Origin of the sequence: Polymorphospora sp. NPDC050346 (assembly GCF_040655695.1) — a bacterium.
Classification (GTDB): Bacteria; Actinomycetota; Actinomycetes; order Mycobacteriales; family Micromonosporaceae; genus Polymorphospora; species Polymorphospora lycopeni.
In genome coordinates, this window is record NZ_JBFAKM010000020.1 from 96345 (window position 1) to 113606 (window position 17262).

At 70.0% G+C, this 17262-nt stretch carries 15 protein-coding genes; 7 read left to right on the forward strand and 8 right to left on the reverse strand.

Annotation, left to right across the window (positions count from 1 at the left end; all coding sequences use genetic code 11):
- Positions 1–119 precede the first annotated feature (119 nt).
- The gene (locus AB0I42_RS21210) at positions 120–1682 is read right to left on the reverse strand and encodes a non-reducing end alpha-L-arabinofuranosidase family hydrolase (protein WP_357539267.1); all 1563 of its coding nucleotides are present in this window, start codon (positions 1680–1682) and stop codon (positions 120–122) included.
- Between the two features lie 479 nt (positions 1683–2161).
- Here AB0I42_RS21210 and AB0I42_RS21215 point away from each other — a divergent pair, with 479 nt between their 5' ends.
- The gene (locus AB0I42_RS21215) at positions 2162–2872 is read left to right on the forward strand and encodes a helix-turn-helix domain-containing protein (RefSeq protein WP_357539268.1); all 711 of its coding nucleotides are present in this window, start codon (positions 2162–2164) and stop codon (positions 2870–2872) included.
- Here the strand turns inward: AB0I42_RS21215 and AB0I42_RS21220 are convergent.
- The 3 genes from AB0I42_RS21220 to AB0I42_RS21230 all read right to left on the reverse strand — a co-directional run bounded on the left by AB0I42_RS21220 (position 2854) and on the right by AB0I42_RS21230 (position 5313).
- Complete coding sequence (locus tag AB0I42_RS21220; protein WP_357539269.1) at positions 2854–3432, reverse strand: dihydrofolate reductase family protein; 579 nt, start codon at positions 3430–3432, stop codon at positions 2854–2856. The genes AB0I42_RS21215 and AB0I42_RS21220 overlap by 19 nt on opposite strands.
- Positions 3433–3610: 178 nt before the next feature.
- A complete protein-coding gene (locus tag AB0I42_RS21225; RefSeq protein ID WP_357539270.1) occupies positions 3611–4870 on the reverse strand; it encodes a cytochrome P450 in 1260 nt (419 codons plus the stop codon).
- Between the two features lie 23 nt (positions 4871–4893).
- A complete protein-coding gene (locus AB0I42_RS21230) occupies positions 4894–5313 on the reverse strand; it encodes an Lrp/AsnC family transcriptional regulator (RefSeq protein WP_357539271.1) in 420 nt (139 codons plus the stop codon).
- Between the two features lie 70 nt (positions 5314–5383).
- On the opposite strand from AB0I42_RS21230, the gene AB0I42_RS21235 reads away from it, so the two are divergent.
- Positions 5384–6007 (forward strand): LysE family transporter, encoded by a 624-nt coding sequence (locus tag AB0I42_RS21235; RefSeq protein WP_357539272.1) that lies wholly within the window; start codon positions 5384–5386, stop codon positions 6005–6007.
- Positions 6008–6142: 135 nt separating this feature from the next.
- Here the strand turns inward: AB0I42_RS21235 and AB0I42_RS21240 are convergent, their stop codons facing one another.
- The gene (locus AB0I42_RS21240) at positions 6143–7375 is read right to left on the reverse strand and encodes a trypsin-like peptidase domain-containing protein (protein WP_357539273.1); all 1233 of its coding nucleotides are present in this window, start codon (positions 7373–7375) and stop codon (positions 6143–6145) included.
- Positions 7376–7651: 276 nt separating this feature from the next.
- On the opposite strand from AB0I42_RS21240, the gene AB0I42_RS21245 reads away from it, so the two are divergent.
- Together AB0I42_RS21245 and AB0I42_RS21250 are read left to right on the forward strand one after the other, a co-directional pair.
- A complete protein-coding gene (locus AB0I42_RS21245) occupies positions 7652–8929 on the forward strand; it encodes an MFS transporter (protein ID WP_357539274.1) in 1278 nt (425 codons plus the stop codon).
- A 206-nt stretch (positions 8930–9135) separates the two neighbouring features.
- Positions 9136–10008, forward strand: coding sequence for an alpha/beta hydrolase (locus tag AB0I42_RS21250; RefSeq protein WP_357539275.1), 873 nt, complete (start codon positions 9136–9138; stop codon positions 10006–10008).
- Positions 10009–10057: 49 nt separating this feature from the next.
- Here the strand turns inward: AB0I42_RS21250 and AB0I42_RS21255 are convergent, their stop codons facing one another.
- Positions 10058–10795 (reverse strand): FCD domain-containing protein, encoded by a 738-nt coding sequence (locus AB0I42_RS21255; RefSeq protein ID WP_357539276.1) that lies wholly within the window; start codon positions 10793–10795, stop codon positions 10058–10060.
- A 402-nt stretch (positions 10796–11197) separates the two neighbouring features.
- On the opposite strand from AB0I42_RS21255, the gene AB0I42_RS21260 reads away from it, so the two are divergent.
- Both AB0I42_RS21260 and AB0I42_RS21265 read left to right on the forward strand, forming a co-directional pair.
- The gene (locus tag AB0I42_RS21260; protein ID WP_357539277.1) at positions 11198–12724 is read left to right on the forward strand and encodes an alpha/beta hydrolase-fold protein; all 1527 of its coding nucleotides are present in this window, start codon (positions 11198–11200) and stop codon (positions 12722–12724) included.
- Positions 12725–13100: 376 nt separating this feature from the next.
- Positions 13101–14480: an RICIN domain-containing protein gene (locus AB0I42_RS21265; protein WP_357539278.1), complete on the forward strand. Its 1380-nt coding sequence runs from the start codon at positions 13101–13103 to the stop codon at positions 14478–14480.
- A 29-nt stretch (positions 14481–14509) separates the two neighbouring features.
- Here AB0I42_RS21265 and AB0I42_RS21270 read toward each other — a convergent pair whose 3' ends face one another.
- Positions 14510–14902, reverse strand: coding sequence for a cellulose binding domain-containing protein (locus tag AB0I42_RS21270; RefSeq protein ID WP_357539279.1), 393 nt, complete (start codon positions 14900–14902; stop codon positions 14510–14512).
- 297 nt (positions 14903–15199) lie between these two features.
- Between AB0I42_RS21270 and AB0I42_RS21275 the strand changes: the two genes are divergently transcribed.
- Positions 15200–15778 (forward strand): AAA family ATPase, encoded by a 579-nt coding sequence (locus tag AB0I42_RS21275; RefSeq protein WP_357539280.1) that lies wholly within the window; start codon positions 15200–15202, stop codon positions 15776–15778.
- A 102-nt stretch (positions 15779–15880) separates the two neighbouring features.
- Here AB0I42_RS21275 and AB0I42_RS21280 read toward each other — a convergent pair whose 3' ends face one another.
- Positions 15881–17146, reverse strand: a complete 1266-nt coding sequence (locus tag AB0I42_RS21280; RefSeq protein WP_357539281.1) for an FAD-dependent oxidoreductase — start codon at positions 17144–17146, stop codon at positions 15881–15883.
- Positions 17147–17262: the final 116 nt, after the last annotated feature.

Sequence of the window (17262 nt, forward strand, 5' to 3'; positions counted from 1 at the left end):
CGGCCATGGTTCACTCATCCTCGAGCAACGTGACGGGCAGTCGACACTTGTCATGTGCTCGGCGATCGCCCTGGCGCTTCGCCGTCGGGGAAGCGCCAGGGCGTCACGTGTCCGCTGGGTCAACAGGTGGAGTTGGTCTGGGTGAGCAGGCCCATGCGCCATGGCAGGGCGATGTAGTCGCCCCGGGCGTTGGGATCGATGCCCTGGTAGAGGAACTGGAGCCGGCAGGGGTTGATGGGCACGGTCTGGTCGTTTCCGGATCGCAGGAGTTCACCGTGGCTGAAGTCGCGTGACCAGGCGGTGCCGGCGAACGTCACGTTGTTGGAACGGGCGAACGGGGCCGACTCGGTGGCCAGGTGTGGTGTCCACTGGCCGGCGAGGTTGTTCGAGGTGAAGGACCGGTACCAGCGGCGCCCGTCCGAGCCGATGGCTTCCTGCAACAGCAGGTACTGGCTGCTGCCGCCGACCTTGTAGACGGCGGTGCCCTCGAACAGGTTGTTCCGGTTGGCGTCGCGGAGCGCGAACTGGGTGTTACCGAAGCCGTTCGGGAAGTTCGCCAGCGTCGTCTGCGACCGGTAGATGTTGCCGTTGTCGTCGCTGGAGAACAGATAGCAGTTGGCGGTGTCGCAGATCATCCAGAAGTCGAGCCACGCCCCGTTGCCCTTGTTCTGGGTCACGATCGCCGGCTCGCTGTTCATGAAGTTGCGCGGCGTCGTCCACGACCGCGGGTTGCTCGGATCGGTGCTGGTCGAGTAGGTGGGCACGCCGGTCTGGTAGACCATGTACCACAGGTTCTGCGGGGCGAAGTAGAAGATGTGCGGCGCCGCCCGGTAGCCGCGCCCGATCGGGGTCGCGGTGTCGAGGTAGGTGTGGACGGCAGCGGCCGCCTGCGGCCAGTCGGAGAAGGCGAAGTGCACGAGGTTCCAGCCCTGTGAGGGGCTCGCCGTTGTCGCGTACACCTGCCAGGCGTTGTTGTGCCGGACCACCGTGTAGTCCTTGATCGCCACCACGTCCGGATGGCTCGAGTCGGGTTTGGGTCCGGCGAGGATTCCGCTGGAACTCCATCTCAGCGACGACGGCAGGGCGCCGCCCGGTGGTGGGCTGGTCGGTGGAGCGCCCCCGTCGACGCGAACCAGTTGCCACTGCTGGTTGTTGCCACCCCAGTCGGCGTACTGGACGACGTTTCCGCCGTCCGCGGTCGAGGCGCCCTGCACCTCGATGACCTTGTTGCTGTGCCGGTTGACCAACCGGACATAGCCGCCGGCGGAGTCTGCCAGCCGGAACTGCTGGTTGGCACCGTTGCCGTCGCTCCACTGCACGATCGCCGCACCGTCGGCGGTCGACCAGTTGTAGACGTCCAGGACCTTGCCCGAGTGACGGGACCTCAACCGGTAGTACCCGCCACCGGCATCAACGAACTGCCACTGCTGCCACGCGCCGTCGTTACGCGCCCACTGGGTGATCCGGGCACCGTCGTTGGTCGCCAGGTTGTAGACGTCCAACGCCTTGCCGCTGTTACGGTTCACCAGCACGTACCACGCACCGGTGTCCACCGTGGCAGCGGACGCGACCGGCGCACCGGCCACCACCGCGACACCGCCGGTAGCCAACGCCGCCACAGCCGTCACGGCCAACCACCTCCGGCGACGAGGCGAAGACACGACCACACCGTCCTCGTTCATGTTTCTCCTTGGGTAAGGGGTGCGATACCGCCGGCGTCCGCTCCCGGTCGACTGGAGCGGCTTTGCATGCGCGGCGGACGGACGATGCCCGGATCGAGTCGCCAGCCGGCCCAGGGCAGGCAACCCCCGTGTGTCGATACCGATTCGGCCGATGATGTTAGCGATCACAGGTTTGTCGCAGACGGCGCCATCCACCCGCGGCGACCTTGACACCCGCCGACATCAGACATCGAAGCAAAGCGATATTACGTTAGCGCTCCCACCACATCAAGGGCTCCAGCAGCAGGAACGGGATCATCAACCATCGACCCCACGCGAACACGGGGGCACAATCTCACCCCTGAACAACTCGCCCGGACGCGCACCGCGCCGCCGACCCGATGTGAGCGCTCACTGGCCTCAGCGGCGGCACCGTACCCGGCCGATGACGGGTGGGCCAGGCGGTCGGGCGGCCAACCGTGGCCTGGCATCCTGCCCTCATGGGACTACGGTTCGGCACCCGCGCATCCGATTCCCCGTGGGTGGACACCGTGTGGACCTGTACGAGCGAGCGGGTCGCGGAGATGACCTCCGTTGCGACGGTGTGCTGGGGCCTGGTGTTCTGGGAGCACGAGGGCAGGGCGTACGCCGGCATTTCCGGCCCGCAGACCGGTGCCGGCGCCGCACCGGTGCCGGAGGGCGCGACGTTCGTCGGCATCGAGTTCGCGGTGGGCACGTCGCTGCGGGCCGTGCCCACGGCGGCCCTGGTCGACGGCGGCGTCGAACTTCCGGAGGTCACGCGCAGGACCTTTCGGCTCGACGGCGTCCGCTGGGAGACGCCCCACGCCGACGACGCCGAGACCTTGGTGGATCGTCTGGTCCGCTCCGGGGCGGTGGTTCGTGACCCACTCGTCGCCGAGGTCCGCCGGGCCCACCGCCCAGCGGTCTCGGGGCGCACGGTCGAACGCCGGTTCCGGGCGGCGACCGGGCTCACCCGGGGCGCCGTGCGACAGATCGAACGCGCACGCCGGGCGGCGGCGATCCTGGCCGCCGGCGTCCCGGTCGCCGATGTCGTCGTCAGGCTCGGATACTTCGACGAGCCCCACCTGGCCCGTGCGCTACGCCGGTACGTCGGGCGTACGGCCCGGCATCTGCGTACGGGCACCGGTGGTGCGATCGCCCTAAATCTGGATCATCCGACGACGTCGTAGATGAGCTTCGTGACGCCGTTGGGATAGGCGGCGGACGACCGAAGGGTCAGCAGCTGCTTGTCCCGGTCCGACCTGCTGAACAGGCTTTTGCCGGATCCGAGCAGCACGGGGAAGACGAGGAGGTGGTACCGGTCGATGAGGTTCGCCTCCGACAGTCGGCGGGCGAGTTCCGCGCTTCCGTGAATGAAGATCGCGCCGCCGTCGCTCCGCTTGAGTTCGGCGACGTCATCGAGCGAGCGCAGAATCGTCGTCCGGCCCCATCCCTCGACGAGGGCGTCCTCGGGCAGCGTGGTCGAAACCACGAACTTGGGCAGTTCCTTGTAGGCGAGGTGGTCGTCCGAGTCACGCCAGATCGGTGCGAACGCCTCGTAGCTTCGGCGGCCGAACATCAGTGCCGTGGTCTCCTCCAACTCCTCGCCCTTGAGCGAGAACGCCTCGGGCAGGAATTCGATGTCCTTCATCACCCAGCCTCCGCTGCGGTGTTCCTCGCCCGGCCCACCGCCCGGGGAGTCCACGACACCGTCGAGCGAGACGAACGCGGTATAGACCAGATCACGCATGGCTGTACTCCTCGCAACCGGCGACCGGGTCGCCGGGTAGATGGCGATCAACCACTGCCCCACACCGACCTGACGTGGTGCAGCACTGACGGTAGGTTAGGCGGCGCCCACCGTGGCGGTCTTGTACGGAAACGACGAAAGCCGGCGCGGTGGCGAGCGAACGCGGGTGCCGTGCCCGTCAATCCGCCGGGAACACGACGGGCAGTGCGGTGAGCCCCCGGAGGAACGTACGTCGCCATTTGAGTTCTTCCGGTCGGACGGCCAGGCGGATGGTGGTGTAGCGGCGCAGCAGTGAGCTGAGCACGATCTCGCCCTCCAGTCTGGCCAGCGGTGCGCCGAGGCAGAAGTGCCGGCCGTGACCGAACGCCAGATGTGCCTGGTCGGACCGGTCGGGGTGGAAGGCGTCCGCGTCGGCGAAGCGGGTCCGGTCCCGGTTGGCCGAGGCCAGACCGATACTGACGATGCTCCCCTCGGGTACGGCCACCCCGCCGATGGTCAGATCCTGGACGGCTGTCCGCAGCGTGCTGCGCTGGACCGGTCCGTCCAGTCGCAGCGACTCCTCGACTGCGGCGTGCAGCAGTGCCGGATCGTCACGGAGACGGTCCAGGCTGACCCGCTCCAGGAGCAGGCGCAGAATCGTGTTGCCGAGGAAGTTGGTGGTGCTTTCGAAGCCGGCGACCAGCAGCAGGTAGAGCATCGCGACGACCTCGCGCTCGGCGAGCAGGCCGTGCTCGTCCCGGGCGGTGATCAACGTCCGGAGAACGTCGGGACGGTCGTCGAAGGAGGCGTCGTCCACGGTCGCGTCGCGGCGGGTTCGCTCGACCAGTTCGGTGAGGTATTCGCGCAGTGCCGCGTCGCCCGCGGCCCTGGTCATCGGCCGGTTCTCGATGTACGACGGGGTCAGTGCCGCCTCCGCCCAGACCCGGAACCTGTCCCGGTCGGCCACCGGCACCCCGAGCAGTTCGCAGATGACCAGGACCGGCAGCGGGTGGGCCAGCGCTTCCACGAGATCGGCGCCGGCCCGGCCGGCGATGCCGTCGAGGAGATCGTCCGTGATCTGCTGGACGCGGGGGCGCAGCCGCTCGATGGCCGCGGGGGTGAAGGCGCGTTTCACCACGCCGCGCAGTCGCGTGTGGTCCGGCGGATCGCTGTGCAGCAGGTGTGCGGCGCCGAACTCGATCCGCTCCTCGGTCAGTTCGATACCGGCGGACTCGAGGGCCGGACGGGCGTGGCTCAGGTGATGGGCCAACCGGGGGTCGGTCAGCGCCGCCCGTGCCTCCTCGTACCGGCACACGAACCAGGTCTCCACCCCGTCGGGCTGGACGAGCCGGTGCACCGGTGCCCGCTGCCGCAGGTCGGCGTAATCGGGGAACGGGTCGGCGACGCCGTCGAGGCGGAAGATCTCGCTGTGCCGGGCGGGGGTACGGGGCTCGTTCACGGTAACTCCTCGACGGGCTGCCGTCAGCGCAGCGCCATCCTCGTCTGTGTCTGCATGACCCCGCCGTCGCGCTTGAGCGCCCGTAGCAGCCGGTCCAGCGCGGGCATGTCCCGCACCCGGACGCGCAGCAGGTAGTCGTAGGGACCGGTCACGTGGACGGCGTCCACCACGCTCGAGACACGTCTCACCCAGGTCAGGAACTCCTCGGAGTCCCGGTCCTGATGGAGCCGTACGTCGATGAACGCCTCCATCCCCGCTGCCGGATCCGGCTGCGCGTCGGCGAGCACGACCGTGAATCCAGCGATCACCCCCACCGTTCGCAGGCGGCGGACCCGGGCCGCGACGGCATTCGTGCTCAGCCCCACCTCGTGACCGATCGCGGTGAACGATGCGCGGCCGTCTGCCCGCAAGATACCGAGAATCTGCTCGTCCAGCGCATCCACACCACGAATCTAGCCGTCGCACCGCGAAAATCTCCGCCGATTTCGGCGGGATGGCCGATCGTTGCCGGGTATGGAGATCAGTAAGGCGTTCCTCAGCGGCGTCCTCGCCGGCCTCGCCGTCGCCGTCCCCCTGGGTGCCATCGGCGTCCTGCTGCTCAAGGAGGGCGTCCAGCACGGCGTCCGCCGGGCCTGGACCGCGGCCGCGGGGGTCGCCGCCGCCGACGTCGTCTACTGCACCGTCGCGGTCCTCTTCGGAGCGGTCACCGCCCCTGTCGTCACCAGGCTCGCGCCCTGGCCCGCTGTCGTGGGCGGCCTCGCCCTCGTCGGCATCGCCGCCCGTGGACTCGTTCGTGGCCTCTCCAGCACGGCAGCGCCCGCGGCGCCCGACCGTTCCCCGGGTCCGCGGCGGAGGTTCACGGCGTTCCTCGCCCTGACGATGATCAACCCGGCGACCCTCGTCTACTTCGCGGCGATCACCACCGGGCTCGGCACCGTGTCGCAGACGCGCGCGACGTCCACGGCGTTCATCGTCGGTGTCGGCCTCGCGTCCGTCGCCTGGCAGATCCTGCTCGTCGCCGTCGGAAGCACTCTCAAAACGCACGCCGGACAGGGCGCGCAGCGGGTCACCGTGCTGGCCGGGAATGCCGTCGTGGGTGTCCTCGGTCTGCTGATCGTCACCGGCGCGGTCCTCTGAGCATCCCCGCGCACCAGTGTGGGTTCTGGGACGAGGTGGCCGAGGCGAGCTGAGCCCGGCCGGTGACAGCCCCGCCACCCCGGCAAGGGTGGCGGGGCGTCCCGCCGACACGGAAGGCGTGGCGGCCTGCCGGCGTCAGCCGTTGTCGATCAGGCTGGCGATCTCGTTGTAGATCAGGTGCGCCTTCGCGCCCTGGTTCGACGGGCAACCGCCGAGGTGGTGCAGGGCGATGACCTGGTGGTTGGCGTTCAGCACCGGCGAGCCGGAGTTTCCGCCGGAGGTGTCACAGCTGTAGCTGATGTTCCAGGTGTTGTAGTTCGCGTTCCGCACGGTGCACGTCGGGCCGCCCTGGCTGTCCTCGTAGATCGACAGCCGCTTCGGGCTGCCGTCGCCGTGTCCAGGGATGTAGATCCGCGTGCCGGTGGTGGTGGCGGTCGTCGCCAGGTAGAGCGTGCCGAAGCTCTGGATGTTGGCGAAGTTGTTCACCGAGTACAGGGTGTAGTCCAGCTGGTTCGATCCGCCGCTGCTCACCTTGTAGAGGGTGGCGCCGCTCACCTTGGTGCCGGCGCCCGGGTTGGCGCCGCCGCAGGTGGCGCACTGGTAGTTGAACTGCATTTCGCTGCCGCTGACCTGGGCCTGCGTCGAGAAGCAGTGCTTGTTGGTCAGCATGCGGTTGGTGTTGCCGATCCGCCAGGTGGTGCACAGCCCGCCGCCGCTGATCAGCAGTCGCGCCACCGCCCTGCCGCGCGCGTATTCGGTGGGGTGGCTGCTCTGGTAGCAGACCGCGTCGCGGCGGGCGTCGGTGCTGCACACGGACTGCGTGGAGGGGTTGTGCCGGGCGATCTCCGCGCGGTCGTAGCCGCGCCAGAACCGGTCGACGGTCGCCACGTTGCCGCGGGAGGGGCGGCTGCTGTGCAGCGTCACCACCGCGGTGTCACCCTCTACCGACATCGCCCAGAAGCCCGGCTGCCCGTCGGTGGTGTAGTCGGAGCCGGTCGCCCGGTTCAGGTGGCGGTCGTACCGGTGGCTCTCCTTGCCGTCGGGGCTCGACACGGTGACGTAGTCGCCGTCAGCGAGTTGCAGAGAGCTGAAGTGCACCTTGATGTACGTCGCGCCGGGGTGCTGGATGACCTGTGTCCGGCTGTCCCCGGCGGCGGACAGCGAGCCGTCGACGATGCGTAGTTCACCGATCGTGGTGACACCCTCGGCCGAGAACTGGTCCGATTCGGGTGCCCGCTGTGACTGCGGCGCAAGAGGTGCGGCCGGGTACTCCTCGGCGGCGGCGGATACCGGCAGCAGACTCAGCCCGAGCGTGCAGGCGGCGAGCGCCACCGACGCCGTTCGCAGGCGGCGTAAGGCAAGGTTCATCGTCGCTCCTCTCCAGGAAACCAGCACCGAGACGTGCTTTCCGTCTTACTACACGAGGACCGGCAATATATGCAAGTCTATCAATATAGTCGTGCCTCCTGCGCCACTTCGTCGACGCCACCGCGCCAGGATCGGCACCGTCGACATCGGACCGCCGGCCGACACCCCGCTCCGGCGGCGGAAAATGTGTGGATCACGGTCCGTCCGAGCGCCACGATGTCTCCCGGACATCCCCGGGCCACGGCCCGACGATCGGAAAACGGGCGGTGACGGTCGATGACCTGGCGACGCATCATGATCGACCTGGCGCCGCTGCGGGAGGCACCGGCCTTCCGTCGGCTGTGGATCGGGTCGACGCTGTCGGCTTTCGGCGGCCAGATGACCAGCTTCACGGTCGCGTTCCAGGTCTGGACGCTCACCGAATCCTCGCTCGCGGTCGGTGCCGTCGGCCTCGCCGTCGCCGGGCCCGCGATCCTGTTCGGTCTTCTCGGCGGGGCGATCGCCGACAGCATGGACCGCCGGCGGCTGGCGCTCGTCGCCTGCGTGGCCCAGGCGGTCATCGCCGCCGGGCTCGTCGTGCAGGCGATCGCCGGTCTGGAGCAGCTCTGGTTGTTGTACCTGCTGGTGGCGGCCGGAGCGACGGTCAACGCGGTCGGCGGGCCGGTCCGGCGTACGTTCCTGGCCCGGCTGCTCGACTCCCGCCTGGTCCCCGCCGGTGCGGCCCTCAACATGCTCGCCATGCACGCCAGCCTCACCGCCGGCCCGATGGTCGCGGGCGCGCTGGTCGCCGGGTGGGGCATCACGGTCGCCTACCTCGTCCACCTGCTGACGTTCGTGGCCGCGTTCGACGGCCTGTTCCGGCTGCCGCCGATGCCGCCGGAGGGCAAGACCGGGCGACCGAACCTGCGCGCCATCGGGGAAGGGCTGACCTTCATCCGCCGCAGCCGGGTGATTGCCGGCGCGTTCCTCACCGACATCAACGCCACCCTGCTCGGCATGCCGTTCGCCCTGTTCCCGGCGATCAACGCCGCCCACTTCGGGGGCAGCCCGCAGACGCTCGGACTGCTCACCGCGGCGCCGGCGGTCGGTGGCGTCATCGGGGCGCTGCTGTCCGGGCCGGTCGGCCGGATCAGACGGCCGGGTCGGGGCATCCTCGTCGCCGCCGCGGTGTGGGGGGCGAGCCTGGCCTGCTTCGGGCTGACGACGTACCTGTGGCTGGCGCTCGCCCTGCTCGTCGTCGCCGGGGTGGCCGACGTACTCAGCGTGATCATGCAGACCGCGCTGGTCCAACTCGCCACCCCGGACAACTACCGCGGCCGGGTCGGCGCGGCCGAGTTCGTCGTCGGCGCCGGCGTGCCGCACCTGGGCAACTTCCGGGCCGGCGCGGTCGCCTCGCTCGTCTCCCCCGCCGCCAGTGCCTTCATCGGCGGATCGGCGGTCGTCGCCGGAACCGCCCTGATCGCGCTCGCGCTGCCCGAGTTCCGGCGCTGCACCACACCGCCGACGACCTCCCCCGACGCGGCGAAGCAGCCCCAGCCGGCCGGCTCGTCGTAACCCACGGGATCCCGCCCACGGTCCCGCCCTCTGGCGGTCCGGGGCGGGGTCGCCCCGTGGGGTGGAAGCCGTCGAACAGAGCGTTTCCGTCGGTGGTGGGTGATAGCTTCGCGGCGAATCGCTCGACCGCGTCCTGCGGTTCCCGTCGCGGGCCGAGCCGACCGTCCCACCGGATCGGCCGCACCTCCACGCACAGGGAAGGCATCATGACCGAGGCAAGCACCCACACCCTGGACGTGCCGGGGGCGACTCTGCACTACGACGTCCGCGCGGGCGGCGCGGGCACGGCACCGACGCTGCTGATGATCGGGTCCCCGATGGACGCCACCGGGTTCACCAGCCTCGCCGCCCACTTCCGGGACCGTACGGTGGTGACCGTCGACCCGCGCGGGGCCGGACGCAGCACCCGCGTCGAAGCCGGCGGCGAGTCCACACCCGAGCAGCACGCCGACGACCTGCACCGGGTGATCGAGGCCCTCGGCGGCGGCCCGGTCGACATCTTCGCCAGCAGCGGCGGCGCCGTCAACGCGCTCGTGCTGGTGGCCCGGCACCCGGAGCAGGTGCGCCTCCTGGTGGCACACGAGCCTCCCGCCGCCCAGGTGCTGCCGGATCGGGAGCCGGCGCTGGCCGCGATCGCCGACGTCCGTCGGGCCTACGAACAGGACGGCTTCGGTGCGGGAATGGCGAGGTTCATGGCACTCAGCGGCTTCCGGGGCGAGATCCCGGCCGACTACACCGGCCGGCCGGCGCCCGATCCGGCCGCGTTCGGCCTGCCCACCGACGACGACGGCTCCCGTGACGACGTGATGTTCCGGCAGAACCTTGTCACCTGCACGCACCACGAACACGACTTCGAGGCGCTGCGGGCGGCGTCGACCCGGATCGTGGTCGGCGTCGGGGCCGAGTCGGAGGGCGAGATGGCCCACCGCAGCGGGCTCGCCGTCGCCGACCGGCTCGGCACGAAGGCGGTGGTCTTCCCCAGCCACCACGGCGGTTTCCTCGGCGGGGAGTTCGGCTGGGCGGGCGACCCGGACGCGTTCGCCGTGACCCTGCGGCAGACGCTCGACGAAGACCGGTGAGGCTGGTGACCGGTCCGCGTCTGGGATGAGCCCGTAGGAAGCGGACCGGTCAGCCGGCGGCGGCTTTCGGGGTGGTGCTGATCGCGTCGCGCACCTCTTCGACCAGCTCGCGCATCGCGGTCTCGGCGCCCCAGGCGTCGCCGGCCGCAACGCAGTCCGCGACCCGGTCGTGCAGGTCGAGCGCCACCGGCCGGGGACATTTCGGCATCAGGCCGTGCTCGGTCCGTCCGGCGAGCACCTCGGCGATCACGCCGGTCAGCGCGGTGAACATCTCGTTGAGGCACGCCTGCAGCAGCAGCGCGTGGAACTCGACATCGGCGGCCAGGAACGCGTCGAGTTCGCCCGCCTCGCCGAGTTGCCGCATCCGTGTGGCCAACGTGCACAGCCGCTCGCGCACGTCGGCGGTGGCGTGCCGGGCGGCGCCCGCGGCGGCGAGCGGCTCGACGGCCACCCGCAGGTCGGTGAGGGTACGTAGCTGGTCGGCGCGGCCGGGGCCGTCGAGACGCCAGCGGATGACCCGTGGGTCGAGCACCCGCCACCGGTGCATCGGCTGCACCACCAGGCCGACGCGGCGGCGGGATGCGACCAGGTTCAGCGATTCGAGGATGCGCATCACCTCCCGCATCACGGTGCGCGAGACGCCGAAGCGCTGTTGCAGATGTTCCAGGGTGAGTGCCGTACCGGGGGCGTGCTGCCCGCCGGTGATTTCCAGCCCGAGGGCATCGAGCACAGCGCCGTGCATCACCGGCGCGGCGGCCCGCGCCGCGTCGTGACTCGCCTCGGCCATCAAGGGATCCCCGATCACTCCGTCCTGCGAAGAGGTTAGCGGGCGCCCGCCGCGGCCCGATCCGGCGACCGGCCCCAGCCTTCTCAAAGGTGTTACCTTTCTATTTACAAAGGTAACACCTTTGTGTGACGATCATGCCAACCACCAGGTGGACGACGCCCGACGACCCGACGCGACCGCGCACCGCGACGGGTCCGACGGCCATGGCCGCCCACGCCCACACCGAACGATGTGGACGGGCTCACCCGCGGCCGGGGCGAACCGTCACCTCGCCACGTCCACCACCGGTCCCCGGAGCGGCATCCCCCGAACGCTTCGGTCGACCAGCCGATGAAGGGAAGGCACATGCCCGTTACACACCCACAATCAGCGCCGGCACGCCGGCTCCGGCGAGGACTGACCGTGTCGCTCGCCGCCGGCCTGACGGCCGCCGCCGGCGCCCTCGCCGCCCCCGCCGCGACCGCGGCACCGGCCTCGAACCTCGGGCCGAAGGTCGTCAACACCAACCAGGCGCCGACCGGCAACTCGGTCACCTTCAGGTACCAGGCCCCGGCCGGCGTCGAGTCGGTCCAGATCTACGGCGAGTGGTGGTTCTCCAAGGCGGAGAGCGTCACGTGCCAGGGTTGCGGTGACGCCCGGCCCGGCGCCCAGTGGCAGCCGGGTGACATCGTGGCCGACCCGTGGCGCACCCTGCCGATGGAGAAGGGCGCGGACGGGGTGTGGACGTTCACCACGCCGCTGCCCTCCGGCACCTTCCGGTACGCGTTCACCCACGACTGCAGCAGCCCCACCGCCAGCGGCTGCACCCTGCACCCCGACCCGGCCAACCCGCTCGAGGTGCTGCCCCACGACGAGGCCACCGGCGCACTGCTCAGCCGCGTCTACGTCCCGAGCAGCAAGCGTTTCCCCAGCTACGACAACGACTACCAGGCTCCGGTCGCCGCCAACAAGGCGGGCAAGCTGGAGCAGCGCTGGTACGACTCCCCGCTGTCGACCAGCCCGGCGGGCAAGCACGACGTCGTCGTCTACCTGCCGCACGGCTACGACGCGAAGCGCTCGACCCCGTACCCGACGCTGTACCTCAGCCACGGCGGCGGCGGTAACGCCACCGACTGGACCGTCGAGGGCGTGGCCCACCAGATCCTGGAGAACGCCGTACGGGACGGCGCGGCCCAGCAGATGGTCATCGTCTCCACCGACTTCAACGGCCTGCCGAACGGCAACCAGGGCTACGTCGACGAGCTGCGTGACAACGTCATCCCCTTCATCGAGCAGAACTACAACGTCTCCACCCGCGCCGTCGACCGCGCCTTCGGTGGACTCTCGGCGGGCGGCGCCCGCGCCCTCACGCTCCTCTACGACAACACCGACCTGGTCGGCTACCACGCCGCCTGGGGTGCGGCCGGCGGCGCGGTGACGCCGACGCGGGAGCAGGTCGACCGGCTGAAGGCGGTGCCCGGCGGCATCCACGTCGGCACCGGCCTGCAGGACTGGCTGGCGAACATCGCCCCGAACTCGGTCGCCCGCACCGAGGCCTGGCGGGCGGCCGGCATCGAGGTCACCGAGCACAACGTCGACGGTGTGCACGTCTGGGACATCTGGCGGCAGATGCTCAACGACTACCTGCGTACCGTGGCGTTCCGTACCACCACCACGAGCCTGGACGTCGACAGCAACCCGGCCGGCAACTCGCACCGTACCAAGGTCACCGCGACCGCCGAGGTCGCCTCGGTGACGATCAGTGACCGCGCGCCGTCCGGCAAGGTCGACTTCTACGCCGGCGACACGTACCTCGGCTCCGCGCCGGTCCGTAACGGGGTCGCCCAGTTCAAGGGCACGGTCAGCGGCGGCCTCGACCAGCCGGTGACCGCCCGCTACCAGGGCGACAGCCTGTACAACGCGTCGGCAAGCACGGCGAACGCCGGCTGATCCGACGCCCGCACGCGGCCCGTGGCGGCACCCGACGAGGGGGCTGCCACGGGCCGTCGCCACATCTGCCCGCCGTGAAGACGCGGGGTGACACCCTGGGGTCACCTTGACATCGATCGATGTTAGCGACAACATCGGTCTATCGCGACCGGGGTGGGCGAAGTCTGGGCAGCTCACCGCACCTGTTTCGACAGCCGGAAACACGGCGACGACACGTCGCCCGAAGCGCCGACCCTGCCTGCCCGCGCCGCCACGGCGCGCGGAGCCGGGCCGGTCCGCGCTGCCCAGGATGAACGGAGACAGACTTGTGAGCCTCTCAGGCATGGTGTCGCGGTCGCGCGATCAGCGGGCGGCGTTGGCCGCGACGGTGGCGGTAGTGGTAGCCGCGGGTGTGCTGCTGGCGCCTCCGGCGCGGGCGGCGGTGGTGGACACCGGCGCCACCTACATGCTGGTGAACCGGCACAGCGGCAAGGCCATGGACGTCTTCGAGTGGTCCACCGCCGACGGGGCCCCGGTCAACCAGTGGACCCGCAACGACCTGACCGTCCAACAGTGGCAGTTCGTCGACGCCGGAAGCGGCTATCACAAGATCCGATCACGACACAGCGGCAAGGTCCTGGACCTGCCGGGGACGGCCGACGGCACCCGACTGGTCCAGAACACCGACACCGGGGCGACGACCCAACAGTTCCGGCTGCAGGACTCCGCGGGCGGATACGTACGCTTCGTCAACCGACACAGCGGCAAGGTCATCGACGTATGGCAGTGGTCCACGGCTGACGGCGGCATGCTGGCCGGATACCAGAACCTCGACGGGACGAACCAGCAATGGCAGCTGGTCCGCCTCGGAGGCGGCTCCCCCACCACCCCGCCCGGGTCCTATCCGCAGCCGGCAAGGGTGACCGGCGACATCGGGGTGCACGACCCGACCGTGGTCAAGCGCCCCGAGGGTGGCTACCTGCTCGCGCACACCGGGAACAACATCGCCCTGAAGACCTCCACCGACCGGGTCACATACCGCAACGCCGGCGCGGTCTTCCCCGGCGGCGCACCGTGGACCACCGCCTACACCGGCGGTTCCCGGAACCTGTGGGCGCCGGACCTGTCGTTCCACAATGGCCGCTACCACCTGTACTACTCGGCATCCACCTTCGGCTCGAACCGGTCGGCCATCTTCCTCGCCACCAGCACCACCGGAGCCTCGGGAAGCTGGACCAACGAGGGCCTGGTCATCGAGACCCGCACCTCGGACAACTTCAACGCGATCGATCCCAACCTCACCGTCGACGACCAGGGCCGGTGGTGGTTGAGTTTCGGGTCGTACTGGTCGGGGATCAAGCTGATCCCGCTCGACCCCGCCACCGGGCGGCGGCTCGGCACGACGATGTACAGCCTGGCGAACCACGGGCCCGGCATCGAGGCACCGGTCCTGGTCCGGCGGGGCGCCTGGTACTACCTGTATGTGTCGTTCGACCGTTGCTGCCAGGGCGCGAGCAGCACCTACCGGGTGATGGTCGGCCGCTCCGCCAACCTGACCGGACCGTTCCTCGACCGCACCGGACGCGACATGCTCGCCGGTGGCGGCACCCAGATCCTGGCCTCCCACGGCAGCGTCCACGGCCCCGGCCACCAGGCGGTGCTCGCCGACACCGACGGCGACCACCTCTTCTACCACTACTACGCCGACAACGGCGTGTCCCTGCTCGGTATCAACCGGATCGGCTACGACGCGGCCGGGTGGCCATACCTCCACTGATCGGCGCCGCCCGGTTGAACACGCTGGTCTCAGTCGGACGCCTTGCAGGTGATCGTGGGCAGGGCCACGCTACTGCCCGTACCGGTGTAGCCGAACTTGGAGATGGCATTGGATCCGAGTACGGGGGCGTGGGCGGGTGGGTCGATGGTGTGCTGGCCGCCGACCCCGTTGAACGTGGCGCCCCACCCGGTGATGGTCCCGGTCGGCGGCGCAACCTTGCCCCGCCACGTGATCCGGCCGGAGCTGATGTTCTTGATGGTGACGTCCACCTGGTAGCCGCCGTCCCACGCGACCGTCGAGGTCGTGACGAGGCACAACAATGGCGGCTCGTCCGCCGGCACGGCGCTCGCGGGCGTGGCACCGAGCACCAGCGCCATAACACCAAGTACGGCAAGGACCACGAGGCGCACCCGAAGAGCCATGGCGGAAATATACAACCCCATCCATGTCTTGCGATGACCGCGACGAGTGCCATCTGTCGGTGGCGTTAGAATTCTCCGGGTACGGCAAGTTCGTGAATGACGGCGTGTACTCACCGCCGTCGGAACTTGGGCCGCTGCCTCACGCTGGCGATCGACCTTCATCGCCGCGCAGATCGGCCGGTCAGCTCTCTGTGGACTCGTCCCCCGCTGGCGCCCGTCCGCCCCTCCCTGCCGCGAACGTCGCCCCTCCCGCAGGCATGCCGCCGCGCGGATCCCACCCACGAGATTGGAACCATCATGACCTCTCCCCAGAGCGGCCTGGTCGTCATCACCGGCGGTCCCGGAGCCGGCAAGACCACCCTGATCAGCCTGCTGCACGAGGCTGGTTTCGCCACCGCACCGGAGGCCGGGCGGGCGATCATCCAAGATCAGACCGTAATCGGCGGGCCGGCCCTGGCCGACCCGACGCTACGCGCCGAACTGAACCTGTGTTGGGATCTGCGCTCCTACCGCTGGGCGCTCAACCAGCCGGAGCCGGTGTTCTTCGACCACGCGCTGCCGAGCCTGGCGGCCCACTACCGGCTGACCGCAAGCCCGGTGCCCCCACACGTCGAGGCCGCGATCGCGGCCTTCCGGTACCGGCCGCAGGTCTTCCTCGCGCCATGGTGGCCCGAGATCTACCGCAACGATGCCGAGCGACGCCAGACCCTGGTGGAGGCGCGGCAGACCTCCGAGGCGATCGTCGAGGCCTACCGCCGGCGCGGCTACCAGCTGATCGAACTGCCTCGCGTCGACCCACGAGAACGACTGCGGTTCGTACTCGAATGCCTGAACCTTTCCGCTCCGGCAACGTCCGCGACGACCAGCGGGCGGTAACCGCCCACGCCCCCTTCCAGTCATCGCCGGATCCGTCCGCGAACCACCGTGCCCATTGTCGACGGCCGGCAGTTCGAACAGGTGGCCTCGACGGGACAGGCCTCACCGGAGCGGGGTGAAAGGCCGGGTCTCGGCGGGTTGCCCGCCGGTGGCGATCTGCTCGGCCAGCAGCTTGCCGGTGATCGGGCCGAGGGTGATGCCCCACATGCCGTGGCCGCCCGCCAGGTAGACCCGCGGTGACCTGGTCGGACCGATCAGGGGCATTCCGTCAGGGGTGCAGGGACGGGCGCCGACCCATTCGTCGGTGCGGGCGTTGAGGTCGGCGTTCCTCAGCAACGGGCGTGCCGCGTCGGCGATGGCCGCGATGCGCCGCGGATCGAGGGGCGCATCAGCCGAACGGAATTCCATCATCCCGGCTACCCGGAGGCGGTCTCCCAGCGGAGTGCACGCTACCCGTTGCGCGGGAAAGTAGACCGGGCCGGCCGGGAGATGTTCGATCCCGACGCTGAAGCTGTATCCACGACCGGCCTGCACGGTCGTCCGGACCCCGAAACGGCGTGCCAGCCTGCCGATCCACGCACCACCGGCCAGCACCACCGCGTCATATCTGCCAGCCGGGCCGGCCCCGGTCACGACCCGCACCCCCGGCCCCTCATCGCGAATCTCCACGACGTCCGTCTTCGGCATCAGCCAACCGCCCCGCGCGCGGACCGAGGCCGCGAGCGCGTGAACGTAGTGCCCCGGGTCGACGAATCGCTGACCGTGCAGACGGATGGCGGCGCCGATGTCATCGGACAGTGCCGGCTCCAACTCGCGCGCCCCGGCGCCGGTCAGGACGTCGAATTCGATTTCCTGACCGGCGGAGCGGATGTGTTCCAACTCGTCCAACAGGTTCGACCGTTCGGTCTCGGTCCGGTATGCGGCGATGAAGGACTTCGCCTCGTTGACCGTGGACGCGACCCCGCCGGCCTCCAGGGCGTCGAAGCCCTCGAACGCGCGTCGGTTGATCGGGATGTAGGCGCGCATCGCGGCTTTCCACCGGCCGGCGGTGCTGTGCCGCGCGAACCCGGCCAGGAAACGCAGCAGGTGCGGATCCGCACGGGGCGGAACGTAAACCGGCGATGCCGGGCTCAGCAGGGCGCGCAGACCGTAACGGAGCACCGCCGGTTCCGGTAGCGGAGTGGTGATGCCCGGTGTCAGCCAGCCGGCATTGCCCCACGAGGCGCCGGCGGCCACGTCGTCCCGATCGAGAACGGTGACCTCGATCCCCCGCTCCTGCAGGAACCATGCGGTGGCCAGGCCGACCATTCCCGCGCCGATGACGGCAACGTGTTGCGGTGCGGGAATGCCGGACGTGGTGGCGGGCATCTCATCTCCTTGTGCGAACGCTGGACCACCGGACGGCGGGTGTCCACCGCCTCCTGCCGGAGTCGGGAACAGCGCATGGAACCACCAGCGTGCGCCGGGAGCCACCCCGGTCGACA

What these genes read in the sequence shown, in the direction of transcription:
- AB0I42_RS21235 (WP_357539272.1), top strand. Translation starts at nt 5,384, where the DNA reads ATGGAGATCAGTAAGGCGTTCCTCAGCGGCGTCCTCGCCGGCCTCGCC.
- AB0I42_RS21280 (WP_357539281.1), bottom strand. Translation starts at nt 17,146, where the DNA reads ATGCCCGCCACCACGTCCGGCATTCCCGCACCGCAACACGTTGCCGTC.
- AB0I42_RS21245 (WP_357539274.1), top strand. Translation starts at nt 7,652, where the DNA reads ATGACCTGGCGACGCATCATGATCGACCTGGCGCCGCTGCGGGAGGCA.
- AB0I42_RS21215 (WP_357539268.1), top strand. Translation starts at nt 2,162, where the DNA reads ATGGGACTACGGTTCGGCACCCGCGCATCCGATTCCCCGTGGGTGGAC.
- AB0I42_RS21210 (WP_357539267.1), bottom strand. Translation starts at nt 1,682, where the DNA reads ATGAACGAGGACGGTGTGGTCGTGTCTTCGCCTCGTCGCCGGAGGTGG.
- AB0I42_RS21240 (WP_357539273.1), bottom strand. Translation starts at nt 7,375, where the DNA reads ATGAACCTTGCCTTACGCCGCCTGCGAACGGCGTCGGTGGCGCTCGCC.
- AB0I42_RS21275 (WP_357539280.1), top strand. Translation starts at nt 15,200, where the DNA reads ATGACCTCTCCCCAGAGCGGCCTGGTCGTCATCACCGGCGGTCCCGGA.
- AB0I42_RS21270 (WP_357539279.1), bottom strand. Translation starts at nt 14,902, where the DNA reads ATGGCTCTTCGGGTGCGCCTCGTGGTCCTTGCCGTACTTGGTGTTATG.
- AB0I42_RS21250 (WP_357539275.1), top strand. Translation starts at nt 9,136, where the DNA reads ATGACCGAGGCAAGCACCCACACCCTGGACGTGCCGGGGGCGACTCTG.
- AB0I42_RS21220 (WP_357539269.1), bottom strand. Translation starts at nt 3,432, where the DNA reads ATGCGTGATCTGGTCTATACCGCGTTCGTCTCGCTCGACGGTGTCGTG.
- AB0I42_RS21255 (WP_357539276.1), bottom strand. Translation starts at nt 10,795, where the DNA reads ATGGCCGAGGCGAGTCACGACGCGGCGCGGGCCGCCGCGCCGGTGATG.